The sequence below is a fragment of the Ruegeria sp. HKCCD7303 genome (assembly GCF_013111185.1).
Lineage (GTDB): Bacteria > Pseudomonadota > Alphaproteobacteria > Rhodobacterales > Rhodobacteraceae > Ruegeria.
Genome location: NZ_WVRE01000001.1, coordinates 559,363 through 578,917, shown reverse-complemented (window position 1 = coordinate 578,917; position 19,555 = coordinate 559,363). Strand labels below are relative to the sequence as shown.

General features: G+C 55.9%; 16 protein-coding genes. 8 read left to right on the top strand and 8 right to left on the bottom strand.

Annotated features, from left to right (window positions below; all coding sequences use genetic code 11):
- The first annotated feature begins 4 nt into the window (after positions 1-4).
- From GS630_RS02400 to GS630_RS02390, 3 genes are all read left to right on the top strand, one after another.
- Positions 5-1,930, top strand: a complete 1,926-nt coding sequence (locus GS630_RS02400) for a nitric oxide reductase activation protein NorD (RefSeq protein ID WP_171177148.1) — start codon at positions 5-7, stop codon at positions 1,928-1,930.
- Complete coding sequence (locus GS630_RS02395; protein ID WP_171177146.1) at positions 1,927-2,475, top strand: cytochrome c oxidase subunit 3; 549 nt, start codon at positions 1,927-1,929, stop codon at positions 2,473-2,475. Before GS630_RS02400 ends, GS630_RS02395 begins: the two co-directional genes overlap by 4 nt.
- 83 nt (positions 2,476-2,558) lie before the next feature.
- Positions 2,559-2,768 (top strand): nitric oxide reductase F protein, encoded by a 210-nt coding sequence (locus GS630_RS02390; RefSeq protein ID WP_245223281.1) that lies wholly within the window; start codon positions 2,559-2,561, stop codon positions 2,766-2,768.
- A gap of 56 nt (positions 2,769-2,824) precedes the next feature.
- Here GS630_RS02390 and hemA read toward each other — a convergent pair whose 3' ends face one another.
- A complete protein-coding gene (hemA, locus tag GS630_RS02385) occupies positions 2,825-4,048 on the bottom strand; it encodes a 5-aminolevulinate synthase (RefSeq protein ID WP_171621081.1) in 1,224 nt (407 codons plus the stop codon).
- 184 nt (positions 4,049-4,232) lie between these two features.
- Between hemA and GS630_RS02380 the strand changes: the two genes are divergently transcribed.
- Entirely contained in the window at positions 4,233-4,925 is a 693-nt protein-coding gene (locus GS630_RS02380) for a Crp/Fnr family transcriptional regulator (protein ID WP_171177140.1), read from the top strand.
- 175 nt (positions 4,926-5,100) lie between these two features.
- Here GS630_RS02380 and GS630_RS02375 read toward each other — a convergent pair whose 3' ends face one another.
- The 7 genes from GS630_RS02375 to GS630_RS02345 form a co-directional block, all read right to left on the bottom strand.
- Complete coding sequence (locus GS630_RS02375; protein ID WP_171238288.1) at positions 5,101-8,406, bottom strand: adenylate/guanylate cyclase domain-containing protein; 3,306 nt, start codon at positions 8,404-8,406, stop codon at positions 5,101-5,103.
- A gap of 173 nt (positions 8,407-8,579) precedes the next feature.
- Positions 8,580-9,134: a thioredoxin family protein gene (locus GS630_RS02370; protein ID WP_171238289.1), complete on the bottom strand. Its 555-nt coding sequence runs from the start codon at positions 9,132-9,134 to the stop codon at positions 8,580-8,582.
- 109 nt (positions 9,135-9,243) lie between these two features.
- Positions 9,244-10,503 (bottom strand): TRAP transporter large permease, encoded by a 1,260-nt coding sequence (locus tag GS630_RS02365; RefSeq protein WP_171621080.1) that lies wholly within the window; start codon positions 10,501-10,503, stop codon positions 9,244-9,246.
- Positions 10,500-11,033: a TRAP transporter small permease gene (locus tag GS630_RS02360; protein WP_171177131.1), complete on the bottom strand. Its 534-nt coding sequence runs from the start codon at positions 11,031-11,033 to the stop codon at positions 10,500-10,502. The genes GS630_RS02365 and GS630_RS02360 overlap by 4 nt, the downstream gene beginning before the upstream one ends.
- A 63-nt stretch (positions 11,034-11,096) precedes the next feature.
- Entirely contained in the window at positions 11,097-12,071 is a 975-nt protein-coding gene (locus tag GS630_RS02355; protein ID WP_171177128.1) for a TRAP transporter substrate-binding protein, read from the bottom strand.
- Between the two features lie 24 nt (positions 12,072-12,095).
- On the bottom strand, positions 12,096-12,638 hold the full coding sequence (locus tag GS630_RS02350) for a 3-hydroxyanthranilate 3,4-dioxygenase (protein ID WP_171177126.1): 543 nt from the start codon (positions 12,636-12,638) through the stop codon (positions 12,096-12,098).
- Between the two features lie 106 nt (positions 12,639-12,744).
- Positions 12,745-13,698, bottom strand: coding sequence for a dihydrodipicolinate synthase family protein (locus tag GS630_RS02345; RefSeq protein ID WP_171621079.1), 954 nt, complete (start codon positions 13,696-13,698; stop codon positions 12,745-12,747).
- A 145-nt stretch (positions 13,699-13,843) separates the two neighbouring features.
- Between GS630_RS02345 and GS630_RS02340 the strand changes: the two genes are divergently transcribed.
- The 4 genes from GS630_RS02340 to GS630_RS02325 all read left to right on the top strand — a co-directional run bounded on the left by GS630_RS02340 (position 13,844) and on the right by GS630_RS02325 (position 19,450).
- The gene (locus GS630_RS02340; protein ID WP_171621078.1) at positions 13,844-14,617 is read left to right on the top strand and encodes an aspartate dehydrogenase; all 774 of its coding nucleotides are present in this window, start codon (positions 13,844-13,846) and stop codon (positions 14,615-14,617) included.
- A gap of 2 nt (positions 14,618-14,619) precedes the next feature.
- Complete coding sequence (locus GS630_RS02335; RefSeq protein WP_171621077.1) at positions 14,620-15,585, top strand: LysR substrate-binding domain-containing protein; 966 nt, start codon at positions 14,620-14,622, stop codon at positions 15,583-15,585.
- Positions 15,586-15,666: 81 nt separating this feature from the next.
- On the top strand, positions 15,667-17,097 hold the full coding sequence (locus tag GS630_RS02330) for an NAD-dependent succinate-semialdehyde dehydrogenase (RefSeq protein ID WP_171621076.1): 1,431 nt from the start codon (positions 15,667-15,669) through the stop codon (positions 17,095-17,097).
- 115 nt (positions 17,098-17,212) lie between these two features.
- Positions 17,213-19,450: a PAS domain S-box protein gene (locus tag GS630_RS02325; RefSeq protein WP_171621075.1), complete on the top strand. Its 2,238-nt coding sequence runs from the start codon at positions 17,213-17,215 to the stop codon at positions 19,448-19,450.
- Positions 19,451-19,555 lie beyond the last annotated feature (105 nt).

Sequence of the window (19,555 nt, the reverse complement as noted above, 5' to 3'; positions counted from 1 at the left end):
GCCGATGGTCAAGATCGACTTTGAGCCATGGGAACCCGAAGAAACGATCGGGAAACTGTGGCACACCCTAGCCAGTCGCCTCGATGCACCCCAGGTGCATGAAGGAGCCGCGGTTGACCTGTCTCAGGTCGCGGGGCGGCTGGCTGTCCTTTTTCGAGGACTTGGGGGTAGTCCGGGCGTTGAATTGCGCCCGGTCTCACCCGAGGTTTCGCGCCACCGCCTAAGCTGGCGGCGCCGATTGGCGACTGAGGTCGAACTGATGCCCCGCGCATCGTTTGACGGTGAAGTGCTTCGGCTACCGGATCGCCTGGCTGTGTTCCCTGCGCGTGAAGCAAATGGCGCGCTTTATGTCTGGCTGGCCGCCGCTGCGGCTCATGCCGGAACCCGCATCGACGAAGATGACGCATTACGCGCTGACCTGCGCGCCCTGATCGCTGCTCAACACATGGTCGATGCAACATTAGATAACGCCCCCGGGCTCCGTCCGCTTTATACCGAGCTGTGCAAGGGCGTTCTGCATCACCGTAACGTTCCCGACCTGCCGCCCGATGAGGCAGCAGTAGAAGAGCTTGTCCGTCATATGCTGGGCGACCCTGCCCCTCTGTCTTCAAGAGCCGAACAGCTTTTGACTGCAGTAGATAACGACCTGTCTGCGCCGCGGGGCTATCAACATTTCCGCCCGGTTCCCCTGTGGCCCGAATTGCGGGCGGTTGGGTTTTCCGAACATAACGAGGTGGAAAACCCCGAGACTGAGGGCGAACCTGAAGAGTCTGGTGAGAAAACTCACCGGGCCCGCCGCCGAAAGTCCGATCAGGCCGAGCGCAGTGACAGTTTCATACTGCACAAATTCGAAGCGATCCTCAGCTGGGCCGAGTTCCTGAATATCAACCGCCGCATCGATGACGACGATCCTGACAATGCCAAGAAAGCCGCTGACGATCAGGAAGAGATCGGCTTGGGTCAGATCTCAAAAGCGCCGCCAACCAAATTGAAACTGCATCTGGACCTTGCGCCAGAGGATGTGAATCGCGAACGCTTATCTGGTCGGATTCTCTATCCTGAATGGGACGTGCGGACCGGGCAATATCTGCCGGATCACGTCAATGTTCTGCTTTCAGATGCCGATATCCGCGAAGACGCGGCCGAGTTTGGCAAGGATCCCGCAACTGCCCGCCGTATCCGTGCTGTGAAACGCCAGTTCGAGGCTCTGCGCCCTGGTAGGGTGATGACGCGAGGCCATCTGGACGGAGACCAGCTGGACATCGAAGCTGCGGTACGGGCCGAAACTGAGCGAATGGCGAGCGGCGAAGCAAACGAGCGCATCTGGATGCAATCGCGCCCGGAAGCCCGTGATCTGGCGGTGTCGATTCTGTTGGATGTCAGCCGCTCGACCGAAAGCGCGGTCACAGGTCGCGCCGTGATCGACATCGAACGCGAGGCTTTGGCCGCGCTTGCCTGGGGTCTAAACGCCTGTGGCGACGACTTTTCCATCCACGCGTTCAGTTCTTTGAAACGTCAACGTGTCTATGTGCAGCGCTGCAAGCGGTTCGATGAACCAATGGGGGCTAAGGTCGAGCAACGTATTGCCTCACTGCGACCGGGTCACTACACCCGGCTCGGCGCGGCGATCCGCCATTGCTCTGCCGATCTGGCCAGCCAATCCCGCAAGCGTCGGTTGTTGTTGGTTATTACAGACGGCAAGCCCAACGACCTCGACCATTACGAAGGCCGCCACGGTATTGAAGACACCTGCATGGCGGTACGTGAGGCGCGCCGTGCCGGGCAATCGGTTTTTGGCGTCACCATCGACAAAACTGGCAAAAGCTGGTTCCCACGCATGTTCGGGCAGGGCGGTTTCGCTGTCATCCCCGACCCGCACCGCCTGACCATGGCCCTGCCTCAAATCTACCGCCAGCTGGTCGGGGCATGAGCAACGCTTCCTTGATCGACGAATTACCTGGCGAGTTGCTGATGTGGGTTCTGATCATATCGGAACTGCTGGTCTTCGGTGCTGGCCTCATTGCCTTTATGGGCGTGCGACTGACCGATCCTGTGGGCTTTGCCGAGGCGCAATCGCATCTCTATCGCACCGGAGCTGCCTTCAACACTGCGGTGCTGGTCACGTCGGGTTACCTGGCCGCGCAAGCTCTGCACTGGCGTCGCGCCGCGGAACGGTTCAAGGCACGGTTTGCTCTAGTGGCTGCAGTTGCGTTGGGGATCGTATTCCTGGGTATCAAAGGTGTGGAATACGCAGGAAAGGCCGCACAGGGCATCACCTATGAAACCCACCCCTTCTTTCTGTTCTATTACCTTTTGACGGGCTTCCACGCCGCCCATGTTCTGGCCGGGGTCGGAATCCTTCTCGTGGTGGCCTGGCGCGACGATCCACGCAATATCGAAGCAGGCGCGCAGTTCTGGCACATGGTCGATCTGGTCTGGATCATGCTGTTCCCCGTGATCTACCTGCTTGGGTAATTAAAATGCCTGCGTGTTCATCTTTTCACAAATACTCCCGCCGGAGGCTCCCAAACGCGCTCACACGCGCGTGGTTCACCCTGTTGGCGCTCAGCCTAACATCGGCGCTGCTGACGCTGTTTCCGCTTGGACCTAAAATCGTCGGCGCTGGTATTCTGGGTCTTGCGCTGCTCAAGTGCCGCATCATTCTGGCGCAGTATCTGGATCTCGCGACCAGCCCGGCCTTGCTGCGTGGGTTTTCCGGGGTTCTGACGGGCTTTGCGTTGATCGTCTTCGTCCTCTATCTGCTCTGAACAAAAATGTGCCGCCCCGAAGGGCGGCAGTTTTTCAAGCAAAGGGGTGCTTTGAACTATTGTGCGGCCATTGGCATGCGCGCGATCTGACAGCGCTGCCACAGGGCTGAAAGCGCACCGACCAGATGGTCGATATCCTCGTCCGTATGAACCGGAGACGGCGTAATCCGAAGGCGTTCGGTGCCTTTGGGAACCGTGGGATAGTTGATGGGCTGAATGTAGATGCCGAATTCTTCCAGCAGCGTGTCCGAGATGAACTTGCATTTCACCGGATCGCCCACCATCACCGGGATGATGTGGCTGGGGTTGGGCAAATGAGGAATGCCTTCGGCATCCAGACGGGCCCGAACCTGCGCCACCCGCTGTTTTTGCAAGTCTCGTTCCGCGCTCGATTGTTTCAGATGCTGGATCGAGGCCGCAGCCCCAGCCGCGATCGACGGCGGCAATGCGGTGGTGAAGATGAACCCGCTGGCAAAGCTGCGGACGAAATCGCACAGCGCGGCAGAGGCCGCGATATAGCCGCCCACCACACCAAAGGCCTTGCCCAATGTGCCTTCAATTACGGTCAGCCGATCCATCAGCCCTTCGCGCTCGGCAATGCCGCCTCCGCGAGGGCCATAAAGACCGACGGCGTGGACTTCGTCGAGATAGGTCATTGCGCCGTATTTGTCGGCCAGATCGCAAATCTCTTTGATCGGGGCAATGTCGCCATCCATAGAATAGACAGACTCGAATGCGATCATCTTGGGCGCGTTGGGGTCGGCGGCGGCCAATTTAGCCTCCAGATCCTCAAGGTCATTGTGGTTCCAGATCACCTTCTGCGCCCGTGAGTGGCGAATGCCTTCGATCATCGAGGCATGGTTCAACGCGTCGGAGAAAACAATCAGATCCGGAATTTTCGCAGCCAGCGTTCCCAACGCAGCCCAATTGGAAACATAGCCCGAGGTAAACAGCAGCGCAGCTTCTTTGCCATGCAGTTCAGCCAATTCAGCTTCCAGAAGCACGTGGTCATGCGTGGTCCCCGAGATATTGCGCGTTCCGCCCGCGCCAGCACCGCAGCGGTCCAGCGCATCGTGCATAGCCGTGATTACCGACGGATGCTGGCCCATGCCCAGATAGTCGTTTGAACACCAGATCCGCACATCCCGCTGGACTGGCCCGTCGGTCTGCCGGGCGTTCGGAAAAGCCCCGCAACGCCGTTGCAAGTTGATAAAAACCCGGTAATTGCCTTCGTTCTTCAAAGTATCGAGGCTCTGGCTGAAAAATCGCTCGAAGTCCATCTGACATCTCCCGGGATAACTGGCTTTGAGCAGAGCTTAAGTCAGCTGATCTGGTCGTGACATGACAATTGTCAAGTTTGGAGACAAGAATAGGGGTGGTACGCCGCAACGGGCTTTGGCATAGCATTGGTCAAGGTTGATCATTCGGGCGCTGCCCGGAACGGACAAACAGGGGGACGCCTGCATGCCACATGAGGCTCAAAAGGCAATTGCGCGCCAGTCACTGCTTTTGCGCAGCCTGCCTGAGCAGCATGTCGACACTTTGCTGCGTCAGGCCGTTTGGCGACAATACGACCGGGGTGAGACAATTTTTCTTCAGGAAGAAGAAGCAAAGGCAGTCCATGTTGTTCTGGCCGGTTGGGTCAAACTGTTCCGGGTTACTCCGACAGGTGCCGAAGCGGTGGTGAGCGTGTTCACCAGAGGCGACAGCTTTGGTGAGGCCGTGGCCCTGCGTGATGTGCCATACCCTGTATCCGCCGAGGCCGTGTCCCCCTGTGAAGTTATGCACATCCCAAGCCCCGTGTTGCTGTCGTTGATGCGAGAGGACGCGGAAATAGGTGTCTCAATTCTGGCGGCTACCTTTACGCATCTGCATTCACTGGTCGCTCAGCTTGAGCAACTCAAGGCGCAGACAGGCGCGCAGCGCGTAGCTGAGTTCCTGCTGAATTTGTGTGAAGTCGAAAGTGGCACCTGCGAAGTTGAATTGCCCTATGACAAGATGTTGATTGCCGGGCGTCTGGGTATGAAACCCGAAAGTCTGAGCCGCGCGTTTTCGCGTTTGAAAACAGTTGGCGTAAAGATCAACAGGAACCACGCCGATATCGCGGACATCGACGTTCTGCGTGATTATGCTGAAAACGATCCGAGCGAAAGATAGCGCCAACCCGGATAGGATTGATTGATCGGCTCTGTTCACAACAATGCAGGACGCATGGATCAGTGATCCAACCGTGTGGCGGCAGGTCTGTCTTTTGGTGACAGTAGTGACTGATTATTCTCGGTCGGGGCCACTCCTTCGCAAGCATCTTCACGCAAAAAGCAGGTGCCAGATCTTATGAAGGTCGCGTATTTTCGAGCAGAACCAAGGCGTCTGCGACATCTCTGTTTTGCGTGCTGCCGGTAATCGCGTCTAGTATGCCTTCGATGTCAGGGGGAACCTTGGGCGCACGCCCGCAGCGCTGACAGGTCCGCAGATAATCTACGGCCACGCGAAGCTCGAACATTCTGGCTTGCTGATCGCGCGCAGATTGCAGGGCGTGCGAAAACAGGTGGTCGGCTGGCTTGTCCGAGGACTGTAACAGCGCTTCGATTCGATCTGTTTCAGCCTGCGCCCACCCTTCATTGGTTAAATCTTGCTGCGCACGTGCTTCGTTCAGCAGGTCCAGCGCGGACCTTGAATCTTGCGCGTTCAAAGCAACCTCGGCCATCGCGGTCAGAAACAAGGGTTTGTAGTTTCCGGCCCCACTGGCCCACCAAGCCTCGGCTGCGTCGCGCATCACGCTGAGGGTGTCTGGGTTGGGATTTGTCTGTGCGTCTGCCCAACTGCGCCAGACATTGGCTGTTAAAGTCATAAACGGGAACGCATGTTTGACAGCCAACGCTTCCAGCTGTGCCACAACAGGATAGACCTGTTGGGGGTCGCGCCTCAGCAAATGAAGCATGCAAAGATAGGTCAATGTCTGCGCCATGCTGTGTGCATGTTTCAAATCCTGTGCCGCCGACACAGCCTGAAGCTGAATGTCAAGGGCACGGTCTGGCTCGCCGCGAAGCCAGACCGCTATGCTCAGAAAACAGGACGTAATGGCGGCATGATCAGTGCCATAGACATAGGCCAGTCGGCTGTGCTGTTCCGGATCATACAAACTCAGCGCCTGTTTTAGGTGATCACAAGCAGATTCCAGATGCCCGATATGCAGCAACACGGCGCCCATGGCCCGATGCGCGATCATGGTGTGATGCGATTCCTCGTCAAGTTTTGCCAGATCCAGCAATTGCGCTGCAGTGTCCTTGGCCAGATTGTATTCACCCCGCACCAAATGATAAGCGTAAAGGCCATTGAGAACCGGGAAAAGCTGTTCGGTTTCGCCCAGCCGGTTGCACAGGTCGCGTATTCGCGCGTAAGCGGCGCCCGTTTTATCGGCCGCAATGCCTGCAGTCGAACGGAGAACGCCTGCTCGCAGAACCTGAATGCGGGTCTCGTTTCGATCCCGGTCGACAGAGTCGTCCATCTTTTCAAGCAAGGCGACGGCCCGGCCCAATTGTGTCACCGCTTCGACCGCAGCCGACCGTTCGACAGAGCGTTGCCCAGCCAGATACCAATGATCGATCGCCTCCTTCGGCATGTCTGCCATCGTGTAGTGATGGGCAAGTATCTCGGGGCCGACTGCTGCGTCTTGATGTTTGGTCTGTTTCAATGCTTCGACCACGCGGGCGTGCAGCCCTCGCCGTTCGCGTTTCAGAAGGCTGTTATACGCCGTGTCGCGAATGAGGGCGTGACGGTAGGTAAAGGTCTGCTCTGGAACCGTGCCCGAGCTGTTCACGATGTCTGCCTCCACCAGCAAATCCAGACCTGCCCGCAACGCCCTTTCGTCCAACCGCGCAACCTGGGCGATCAGAGGAAACGAGAAATTTGGTCCGATCACCGCCCCTATCTGGGCCACTTCTTTGGCCGAACTCAGTCGATCTAGCCGGGCCATCAAGGCATCATGCAGTGTCTTGGGAACGGAAGATGAGGCCGACGCACCGCCAGCCGCTAAGGTGTCGGTGCCATCAATCAGAAAGTTGGTCTCAATAAGGTCCTTGGTGACTTCTTCGACATAAAGTGGAACGCCGTTGGAACGGGCCGCGATTACATCATAAGCCGCTTTTGGAACAGGTCTGCCATTGGCGACGCCGTCCACGATTTCTTTGATTTGTTCAAAACCCAACTGCTTCAAGTCGACATGAGTTAGATTTGAGGTGAAGGTCCAACCCGGATCAAAGCCCGTGCGATAACTCATCACCATCAGCACAGGTGCATCAGCGAGGCGTTCAACAACAAGGTCGAGCATCAATTTTGTTGTTGGGTCGATCCAATGCGCATCTTCGAACAGCACAAGCAGCGGAGTCTTCCCGGCTGTTTCAAGCAGATGATCCACCAGCATGTCCAGCGTCTGTTTCATCAACTGATCAGGCGTCAGATCCAGCGGACCCAACTGATCCTCGAATGGAACCGACAGAAGTAATGCAGCCAGTTTCAGCGTGAGGTCAGACGGTGCGCCAAACAAGCGCTTTAACTTGTCCAGTTTCTCCGTCGCGCTGTCGTCCACTCGCAATTCTGCCGCGGCCTCAAGCTGGCGAATGACGGGGTACAGTGCGCTGGCATCGTGATAAGGTGAGCATTGAAACCGGATGTGCTGGAACTTGGTTTCGGGAATCGATCGGCTCAGCTCTTCGATCAGGCGGGATTTTCCGATCCCTGCTTCGCCTGACACTAGCGCCACTTGACCATGCCCTTGCCGGGCCAAATCCCATTTGCTGTGCAGGGTTTTGTATTCAAGCGTTCGACCGACAAGCGAGCTCATCGCTGTGTCATCCGAGGCCATGAACCGGCTGAGAGTTTGGCGCGTACCGGTGACCTGCCAGGCTTCAACCTCTTTGGCGAAACCTTTCAACTGAAATGTACCGCGACGTTCGTATTCAAACGTATCGCCCGCAAGCTCGTGTGTCGTTGGCGCAATGATTAGGGCGCCTGGGTCGGCCATGGATTGCAATCGCGCGGCGAGGTTTGGGGTTTCGCCCATCGCTGTGCCATCCTCGAACATCTTTTCACCACGCAGATCGCCAACGACGACCAGGCCGGTGGCGATACCGATACGCACCTGAAGCTGTGCGTGGGTCTGCAAGTTGGGGATTTCGCGAATGATCCGCAAGCCCGCGTGTATCGCGCGTTCGGGATCATCCTCATGCGCGTGAGGAAACCCAAAGAACACCATGATGCCGTCGCCATAATAGCTGGCGATATGTCCGTCATATGCGGCGACGGCTGCGGCGCAGGTTTCCTTGAACAGCCTTAAAACTTCGGCCAGATCTTCGGGGTCGAGCTGTTGCGACAACGGCGTCGAGCCCACAAGATCTATGAACATCACCGTCAGCTGCCTGCGTTCGGCGACAATATTGCGTTCGGGAACTGAACGTCCCTGCGTGCCTTCGCGGATGGCCTTCAAAAAGCGCCGTCTTGGACCCAACGGCAATCCAATTGTGATCAGGTCGTCATCGTTGAGTTCCGAGAGATCGCTCAACTCGATCTCATGCCGGGAAAAGGCGTCGGCATATTTGGATAAGCCGTGCTTGCTCAGCCAGTCTGAGATATCTGCCATGTGACCCCGCGAATGACTCAGACGCGACGATGCCAAGCTCTTCGCGTTTTCGTATGATCCCTAAGATCGGCGTCTGGGCCGCGCGGGACGATTGATCTTATCAAGAACGACAGGGCCGCGCGGGTCAAGAGTGTGTTGTGGCAACAAGGTACTGCACGTTCATCGCGTTGCTCCTAAACGCTTCCGTGGGTCCATTTGATCGAACAACCCATCGATGGTGTCTGATCCTGAGGGCCTTGGCCGGTTTCGGCGATTCGAAGCATCGCATCGACAAGTTCCGGCACGCGCGCTCCGGTTTCGCCGCGGCGCAGATTGTCCAGACGTCCACGGTATTGCAGCAAGCCATTTGCGTTCAGTCCAAAGAAATCGGGTGTACAGACTGCGCCATATGCTCGGCCAACGGTTTGTTCTTCGTCGACCAGATACGGGAAGTTAAACCCGTTTTCGCGCGCGAATTCCAACATTCTATCCGGTGCATCTTCAGGATAGTCGCGATAGTCGTTCGACATCACCGCCAAGACTCCAATCCCCTTTGACATTAACAGGTCCATGTCCTGCGTCAGCCGATCTGCCAGCGTTTTAACATATGGGCAATGATTGCAAATAAAGGCGATCAACAGTCCGTTTCGCAGATGATCGGACATCGTGAAAAGTTGGCCGTTGGGATCCTTCAGCGTGAAGTCCGGGGCCTTCCAGCCAAAATTGCAGATTGGGGTGTCTAGCAGCATGTTCTTCCCTGCGAGTGCTAAGAACGGCGTTAGGTTCAATCTAGCGGACAACTTTTGTAAAGTTTAGCGCAAGTTTTTCCTGTCGCGAAGATGAGCGTTTGGTTCCCCCTCAGATCAGCAGTGTCGACAGGCTGGGGAAATAGCTGAGCAAAAGCAGAACCAATGTCACCGCGATCAGGAAGGGCCAGAGCGATTTGAGGATTGAGCCCGGTGTGGTACCGCTCATAGATGAGGCGATGTACAATCCGATCCCGACAGGCGGTGTCAGCAGGCCAAGCACAAGGTTCAAACAGGCAACTATGCCGAATTGATAGGGGCTGATGTCATAGGACCCGGTTGCAATGGGCAGAAGGATAGGTGTGATCAGGATAATCGCTGCTATGCCGTCGATCACCATTCCAACCAGCAACAGAGCCAGATTTACAATCAGCAGAAATACAAAGGGGTTCGAGGTGACGGATGTGATCAAACCGGCCAGATGCTGCGGTATCTCTTCGTAGATAATGACCCAACCAAACACACTGGCGGCCGCAATCATGAACAGGATCATCGAGGCATTGGCAGCGGTGCGTTTGAACGTCTCGGCTAGGTTTTTCGGTTTCAGATCGCCATACACCAACCAGCCCACTAGAAAGGCGATCAGGGACGCAATCGCGGCGGACTCGGTCGGGGTGGCGATCCCGAACAGGATGCCGCCGATGATCGACAGCGGGATCAGCAAGGCCGGAGCGGCGCTGATAAGGGACCGGAAAGCCTCGGCCCGCGTCATCCAGCGGCCTTTGGGAAACTGTTGCTGCCAACCAATCAAAGTGATGACCAGCGCGAAAGCACCAGCCAGAATTAAGCCCGGCAAAATACCCGCAATGAACATATCACCTATGGGGATCTGGGCCAGCACACCAAAGATCACGAACATCATCGATGGCGGAATGACCGGGGCCAATAAGCCACCAGCGGCTGTGGTCGCGGCGGCAAAGCCTTTGTCATAGCCTTCTTCATCCATCGCTGGGACCATAGCGCGCGACATCACCGCGATCTGTGCTGTGGCAGAGCCGATGATCGCCGCCATGAACATATTGGCCAGCAGGTTGATATAAGCCAACCCGCCACGAAACCCGCCGACAAACACCCGCGCTAGCGCGACAAGGCGTCGGGTCATTCCGCCCTCATTCATAAGCTCGCCGGTCAGCATGAACAGCGGAATGGCTAAAAGGCCATAGTTCTCAAGACCCCCGAACATTTTCTGCGCGAAGCTGTCATAAAGAACAGTGTTGCCGCTTTCCCAGATGTACCAGATGGCGGTGATGGCCAGCACGATTGCCACTGGGACAGACAGAAGCAGGGTCGCCAGAAAGACGATGGGACTCATGTTAGCGTTCCCTTCGTAGGGGCGCTCAGCAAGTGCATGGTGGAATGCAAAGTTGCACCAAGCGCAAACAGCCACATGACAAGCCAGAACAGGTATTTTGGCAGGCCCAGGGTCAGTGTCGGCTCGGCATAGATGAAATTGAACGTCTGTCCTTGAAAAGCCAAGGTGTCAAAGCCGCTGAGCGCGATGTCCAGCGGCAGAAACCAGAGCCAACAGAACCACAGCATCGTGACGGAGAAGGCGAACACAACGACATCGACCGTCTTGCGGATTACCCGTTTTGCGTGATCCGGCACATTGTCGGAGAGAATGGAAATCGACACCGAACTGCGATGATGCAACGCGGCGGACGCGCCCAGAAAGGTCATCCAGACCATCGCGTAAATCGCCAGTTCATCGACCCAGAACAGGGCGTTACCCGCCGTGCGGGTGACGACATTCAGCAAAATCAAAACGGTTATGCAGACCGCCAGAAAGGCAGCGCACCACAATTCGACCCGCGCCAAGCCAGCCGACAGCCGATACAACATCGCTGTTCTCCCGAGAAAAAGGGCGCAGGATCGACCTGCGCCCTTTCCGTCATGCCGTTTTCGTTATTTTGTTTCTGCCGCAGTCTGCCGCAAAGCGTCAAGGGAAGAGGTCTTCTCGGACCAGATCCCGTTCCACTCTTCAATCGCATCGCCAAAGAACGAGGCATCGACCTTTTTGTAGGCTTTGCCCGTGCCTTCGATCTGCTCCAGCCATTTAGAATCGTTTTCGACATAGGCGTCGATGGTGCTGTCGACGTGTTTGGCCATCAGCTCAGAAATCATCGCCCGGTCTTCTTCCGACAAACCCGCCCAGACCTTGGCCGATACCAGACCAACCATCGGGAACATCATATGATCCGACTGCACGATGGTGTCAGCGTGCTCATAATACTTCAGAACCCAAATCAACTCGGCATCCATATCGATGGCATCGACCTGGCCGTTGGCCAAAGCATCATAGACCGCAGGCAATGGCATCGGCGTAGGCGCTGCCCCTACCGCGTTGTAGAAGTCGAGGATAGGTGTAAACGGCGTGATCCGCAGCTTCAGGCCAGACAGATCGTCGGCGGATGAAACTTCGCCTCGGCTGACGATCTGACGCAGCCCGGCCATACCATATCCCAAGCCCACGACGCCAACTTGACCCGGTAGCGGCTCAAGCATGGATTTGGCTGTGTCAGACCGAAGAATGCGCCCTGCGTGCCCAATGTCATCTGCCAAATAAGGAGCGTAGAAAGCCCCCAACTCGGGCGCGCGGTTCGACACTTCCGCGACTGTCATGAAGGCCATGTCCAACGCGCCGGTTTGCAATTGCTGCAGCATTTCAGCTTCGTTCCCCAGCTGGCGCGCCGGGAAAACCGACACTGAATGCGTGCCGCCACTGGCCTCATTCAACTCAGCCCCAAAGGCCTCTGCGGCTTTGGTCCAGATATGCGGTGGCGGCGTGATCAGGCCCAACCGGAACTCTTCGGCCTGAGCGGCAACGGATGACATTGCCAGCACAGCCGCAGAGGCGGCAATTTTTACAATATGTTTCATGACTTCCCCTGTTTTGATCTTATTTCACAATGTAACCCAGCCCTCGGGTGGTTCCTTGCCCGGATGCACCGCCTGACAATTTGGGCAAGTGCGATCTTTTTCCGAGGCATAGAACTTCTGATAAACCGGAGGCAGGTCATCAACGATGGACTTTAGCTGCATTTCTGCGCGATGCACCAGTGATCCGCATTCGAAGCAGTACCATTCGATGGCGTCCAGCTCACCCGTCTGGCGTTTTGGTTCGATAACAAGCCCGATAGAGCCTTCTTGTGGGCGTTGCGGAGAATGGCGCACATGCGGTGGCAGCAGGAACACTTCACCTTCGCGGATCGGAACGTCATAGAACTCCTCTCCATCAAAGATTTTCAGCACCATGTCGCCTTCCAGCTGATAAAAGAACTCTTCGACCGGGTCGTCGTGATAATCCGTTCGCTTGTTCGGGCCGCCAACAACCGTGACCATAAGATCGGCATCTTCCCAAACCTGACGATTGCCCACAGGCGGCTTGAGCAGATGGCGGTGTTCGTCGATCCAGGCCTTGAAGTTAAATGCTTGCAGTTTCGACATGTCCCACTCCCTATCGTCGAAAGTTTGATGTGTTTTTCCACAACGGCAAAGAAATTTTCAGCATCTAGCTATCAGATTTCTTTATACAGCTTGGCGCGTAACCGTTTCAGACGCGAAGACCGCATTCGTCGAATGCTTTGTGAATGATCGTTTTTTCGGCCTCGGTCAGTTCCAGCATCGGCGGACGCACGCGGCCACCGACCTGACCCAATAATTCCTGCCAGTATTTTCCAAAGGCCGTGGGTTTACCCGCCGGGCGCGTGCGTTTCATGGCATCCCGGACAGGGTTGAGGCTGTCAAACACACGTCGCGCTTCATCCGCCTTTCCGGCAAAAGCCAAATGTGTGTATTCGTTCATCCGCTGATCGACCTTGCTTTGCAGCTGATAAGGCGGGGAGGAACAGAGATAGAGCTTCCAGTCGAGTTCCAGGATATTGTCCAGCCATTCATGTTCGGCTGAGGTTGAGACATGGATCTTGTCTCCGACCATATGTGTCAGCTTCACATACATCTCACGAGGGACTGAGTATTTGATGGCCACGATATTCGGCAAGTCCGCTATGCGTGCGCATTCTTCGGGTTGCATCAGATAACCGCTGTCCGGATGGCTCCACATGGCGATGCCGATGTCCAGTTCGTCACAGAACCGCTTGTAATATTGGTACAGAACCTCACCGCGATCCTGCACAAAGCTCAGAACCGGCGCGTGCAGCACGATGTAATCCGCGCCGCAGTTCTGGGCATGGTGGGCCAATTCCAACGCCGTATTCATGTTCTGATCCGAGACCGAGACAATCACCCCGGCTTTGCCCGCGCATTCATCGACGGCAATTTCGAAGTTCCGCTTGCGTTCTTCGAAGCTCATCGAAAAGAACTCGCCCTGTTTGCCGGCGACGAACAGGCCCTGAATGTCCAGATCGTCTATCCAATGCCGGATATTCGCGCGCAGCCCGGGTTCATCCAGAGACAGATCTTCATTGAACGGGTTCAATGCTGCAGCCCAGATCCCTGTCATGTTCTCGCGGGCATAAGCTTTTGCGTCGTGTTTGGTGTATTTCATAGAATGCAGTCCCAGTGGCTTTGGCCCCATGAAAAGCACACTGCGACAGTCGATCCAGCCCGATTTCGGGGAAATGGTTATCTGAAAAAATTATACCGCAAACTTACCAATTCAGATTTCTTCTGTGCTGGTCTAGGATTCAGGTATGAAAATAGCAATCATTGGAACCGGCGCAATTGCGCAATATGTTCAGCGCGCCTTACCAAAGCATGAGCACGAAGTGGTGGCGTTTCTCGTCAGACCACATCGTGTTGAGTCAAAAACGCCTTTATTTGTTGGCTCGGTTGATGACTTGCCAGACGGCACCGACATGGTTTTGGATTGCGCCGGGCATGAGGCCTTGGCCGGTTTGGGGCCGCTCATACTGGCTAAAGGCATCGACATCATCAGTGTTTCTGTCGGTGCACTGGCGGACCGGAAGACCGCAGATCGGTTGGAAAGCGCGGCACGGCAGGGTGGGGGGCGCTTGCATCTGGCCAGTGGTGCGATCGGAGCTTTGGATTGCCTGAGCGCAGCGGCTGTCGGTTCGCTCACATCTGTTACCTATGTTGGGCGTAAGCCGCCAGCAGGGTGGAAAGGATCGCTTGCCGAACACAGCCTGGATCTCGACAAGTTGAGTGACGCAAAAACCCATTTCCAGGGTTCTGCCCGCGAGGCGGCGCTGTCTTACCCAAAGAATACAAATGTCGCGGCAGCCGTGGCATTGGCAGGATTGGGATTTGATGACACACAAGTTCGTCTGATCGCAGACCCAACGATCCAAAAGAACATTCACGAGATCGAGGCTGAAGGCGATTTTGGCACCTTTCAGTTTCGGATCAGTGGCACAGCACTGCCTGACAATCCAAGAAGCTCGGCGCTTGCAGCGATGAGTGTGCTGTCCAAACTGAACCAGCTTAATTATCCAATTGTGCTCTGACCATGGTTGGGCGTCACTCTCGCATCGTTGATCGTGCTTTGACACGCCTGAAACTGCGTCAACTGCGTCTGCTGGTTGCCGTGGGTGCGCATGGCAACATTCAAAACGCGGCCCGAGAGTTGGGCATTTCTCAACCTGCGGCCACCAAAATGATCCAAGATCTTGAACTGGATTTTGAGGTCAAACTGTTCACTCGCACCAATCGTGGGGTGGTGCCAACCGTTTTCGGAGAGACCCTGATCCGTCACGGCAAACTGATCTTTGCGCAGGTTTCGAATGCCGCGCAGGAATTGGATGATCTGAACGAGGGTAACTCGGGTCGTGTCGTTGTGGGTACATTGCTTGCTGCATCAACCAGCCTGTTGCCTGAAGCCATTGAACTGTTGCTGGAAGACCGTCCGAATGTTGCGGTCAAGATCAACGAGGGCACGAACGAAGTTCTGATGCCTCGACTTCTGTCGGGTGAGATCGATATGGTTGTTGGCCGTCTGCCGTCACACCGGCATCGCGACAAGATTCGGCAGGAAAAACTGTTCGAGGATCGAATCTTAGCGGTTGTTGGCCCTCAGCATCCGCTTGTCCGTCGCAAAGACGTAACATTTGCTCAAACCAAACCCTTTGGCTGGATACTGCCCCCGCAAGAGACTACGTTGCGGCGTCAGGTCGATCATTTCTTTGTTGGGCAGCAGCAATATGTGCCACCGGTCATGATCGAGTCGGTGTCTTATCTGACGAACCGCGCCTTGCTGCAGTCGCGCGACCTGATTGGTCTTATGCCAGCCGAGGTTGTTGCGCAGGATATCGAACATGGTCACCTTGCCAAAGTTGATTGGAACGTGCCCTTCGGTCAGGGGCCGATCGGTGTTTCTTTTCGTGCTGACGATGATCTGTCACCTGCCGGGCGGGCGTTTAAAACGGCACTGCACAAGGCAGCGCAGGGTAAACAAGCCAGCTATTCGCCAAAGTGATACCCGTATTTGTTCAATTCACTTGAAGTAATGCGAAGCATCGAGCGATCTGAAAACAAGGCTAAAAGAGGTGTTAGCTTCATGTATCCAGAGCTTAAACTGTTCATTGATGGCACGTGGCGAAAAACCGACCGCGATATCCCGGTGATCAACCCGGCAACCGAAGAAGAGCTTGGGCGGTTGCCCTGCGCATCGGTAAAGGACCTGGATGATACGTTGGAGGCGGCTGTCAAAGGTTTCCGCGTTTGGAGCCGCACGTCTCCGCGTGAACGCGCGGATACAATCCTGCGCGCCGCAGCCCTGATGCGGGACCGTATCGACACGATTGCGCACTCAATGACGTTGGAGCACGGTAAACCCCTGAAGCAAGCCCGGCTGGAAGTGATCCGCGGCGCTGAGTTTTTTGAATGGGACGCGGGTGAGGCCATGCGAACCTATGGGCGGATCATTCCGGCGGCTCCGGGCTACAAATTCGCGGTGCATCACCTGCCAATCGGAGTTGTCGCAGCATTTTCCCCGTGGAACTTCCCCATGAGCCAACCGGCAAGGAAAATCGCTGGTGCGTTGGCTTCGGGCTGTTCGGTGATCCTTAAGGCTGCGGAAGAAACCCCTGCTGGGGCGTTGCATATTGCCAAAGCGTTTGAAGATGCGGGATTGCCTCCGGGCGTTCTGAACCTGGTATTTGGGGAGCCAGCAGAAGTTTCCGGATATCTGATACCACAAGACCCCGTGCGTCTGGTGGCTTTTACCGGTTCAACAGGTGTTGGGCGGCATTTGACCACCCTTGCGGCCCAGCATGATACGCGTGTGCTGATGGAGTTGGGCGGCCACGCGCCGGTCATTGTCTGTGAAGACACGGATGTTCAGGCGGCGGCGACATCTGGTGCGGTGCGAAAAATGCGCAACGCCGGGCAAGTATGCACGTCGCCGACCCGCTTTTTCGTACACCAAAGCATCTTTGATCTCTACGCCAATGACTTTGTGAAACGGGCAGCGGCCACAGTTGTCGGCAACGGCTTGGAGTCAGGGGTCGAGATGGGCCCGCTGGCCAATGAACGCCGCGTGCCTGCCCTGACCGAATTGGTCGAGGATGCACGGGCCAAAGGGGCAACTGTCGCCACGGGAGGCGCGCCGATAGGCAATCAGGGCTATTTCTTTCAACCTACAGTCTTGTTGAACGTTCCCGATACCGCGCGGATCATGCAGGAAGAGCCTTTTGGTCCCGTGGCGGTCATAAACCCCGTGGCCTCATTGGATGAGGCAATCGATCAGGCAAATTCTGTCCCTTACGGTCTGGCCGGATATGCCTTTACCAACAGGGCGGATTACATCGACCGATTGATCGATGAGGTTGAAGTAGGAAATCTGTCGATCAACACGCTTGAAGCGTCGATGCCGGAAACGCCTTTCGGCGGTGTGAAATCCAGTGGTTCTGGCCGTGAAGGCGGAACAGAGGGGCTTGAGAATTACATGACGGTCAAACACGTCTGGCATTCGGCTGGCATCGTCTGAGAGAATCCGCAACCCGACTTCTGCGCGATTTGCCGCGCTATAGGCTCTTCGCAATACTCGCTTGAAGCGGGTACCAAGGGTAAACGCACACTGCAAGGATCAGGTCGGAGGTATCATGGTCTTCAGGCACAGCCTTCCCGCGACGGCCACAGGTGAAACATCCGAAAGATCTATGGCCGCACCGCTTGGAGTGGCCATCGCCATGGGGGTCGCGTTGGTCTTCATCCTGTCGGTGTTCCTGTACATGTCGCGCGAAACGACAGACCGGATCGGTGAAATGCGAAAGGTCTGGCAGGGCTATTCAGTCGAGACCACCCCTCGCGGCTATTGGATATCGGAAATCCGGGGATATTTCGGCTATGGCGGGTTGATTCACAACTTCAAAAACTACGTCCTGCGGCACGACGCAGAATACTCGCCGACCTTAAAATCCCAGTCGCAGAACCTTCTGACAACCATCGAAACCTACCGCAACGCCGCGCCGTCGCAGACTGAATTGGATGCATTGCAACGCATCGAACGGGTGGCGCTGGAATATATCGGGAATATTCCCAAGATTGAGGCGGGCATAGCAGCCGGCCTGCGTGCCGAAGAAATAGATGCTTTGGTGCGGGTCGACGACAGTGACGCGCTTGCGGCGCTTTCTACGCTGGAGGCACTGTGGATCACCGAGCGCGATCAAAGCTTGTCGGACATGGTTCAGGCGTTCTCTGAAGGGGAACAGCTGGTGCGCCGCTTCTCGGTTCTGCTGGTCGGTTTAATAGCGGTGGTTGGGGTTATTGCCATCCTGACCACGTTGCTGATCTCAAACATCCTGCGGACCAATCGTCGTTTGAAGGCTGAGTTGGAACTGCGCGAGCAAGTGGAACTGGCCGAGCGCAAGCTTGCGCGGGCTGTCGAACAAAGTCCGGCTTCGATCATCATCACAGACACCGAGCTGAAGATAGAATATGCCAATCGCAAGTTCTTTGACCTCAGCGGATATGAGGCGGATGAGGTCTATGGGCACACGCCCAGAATGCTGCAATCGGGACATTCGGGACAGGGGGTTTACGCCGATCTAAGGCAGAAATTGCAACGTGGTAAAAGCTGGTATGGCGTGTTTCGGAATCTCAGCAAGGATGGCAGCCATTATTGGGTTTCAACTGCGATTTTCCCGCTGGTCGATCAGAACGGCAAAGTCACGCACTATATCGGGATTGGCGAAGACATTACCGAAACCCGGCGCACGCATGAGCAATTTGCCCAAGTGCAGAAGATGGAAGCTGTGGGTATTCTGGCAGGCTCGGTCGCGCATGATTTCAACAACGTGTTGATGAGTATCACTGGAAACGCCGATTTGATCGAACTGGATGCGGAAGGGATTGACGACATCCAGACCTCGGTCAACCATATTCGCATCGCTGCGCGCCGGGCTCAGGCATTGGTTCGCAAGATGCTGACCTTCGCCCGACAAAGACCGCGCAACCCCCGTCGCGGCGATATGGTCAAAGCCACGCAAGAAGCGCTGGATCTGATCCGGGTATCTGCCCCGCCTAGCGTTCAGACGCGCTTTGATATCGAGGTCGAAACCGCCTTTTCCGATTTTGATGGCACACTGTTCTTTCAGACCCTTCTGAACCTGTGTCACAATGCGTTTGAGGCTATGGGCGATCAGCCAGGTGAGGTTGCGTTGCGTATCGGCCTGGTCGACAAGGGTGCGTTGGACGATTTGCCGGACGGCGCTATTGGGGTGATCCGTTTAGACGTCAGCGATACCGGCCCTGGCATTGCTGAGGATTTGCAGCAACAAGTGTTCCAACCTTTCTTTTCCACAAAACCCGTCGGCAAAGGCACAGGTCTGGGTCTGACCATCGTGCACAACAGCGTCGAGGAATGTCATGGTCGTGTCGAACTGCATTCAGAACCGGGCAAGGGCACATGTTTCAGCTTGTTCTATCCGTTGATGCCCGCGCTCAGCCCCGAAGATCAGGCTGAGGTCGAAGCAGTGGCAGGGGACGAACATGTCCTGTTGGTCGACGATGACGAGAACATCCTTTACGTGACGCGGCGGCTGCTGACGCGATACGGATATCGTGTCGAAGCTTATTCCGATCCGTTGAAAGCGCGCGAGGCGTTTCGTGAAGCTCCGGAAAGCTATGACATCCTGATCAGCGACCTGATGATGCCCGGCCTGCGGGGGACGGACCTGATCGAATCCGTGCGCGCAATCCGGTCAGACTTGCCTGCTATTCTGATCAGCAGCTATTTCGATGATGCCGAGGTGTCCGTTGCCGGGGCTTCCCCAATCATGGTTCAAAAGCCGCTGGAAATTCAGTTACTTGCCCGAATTATCCGGTCTCAGATGACCTGAGTTTGTAACATAATTTAACATCTCTTCTTAAAACTTAACAAAGGTCAAATTCTCACGAAACAACTGACCCTTAGTGTTCGCCATACCGATCCCCAATCACCCGGA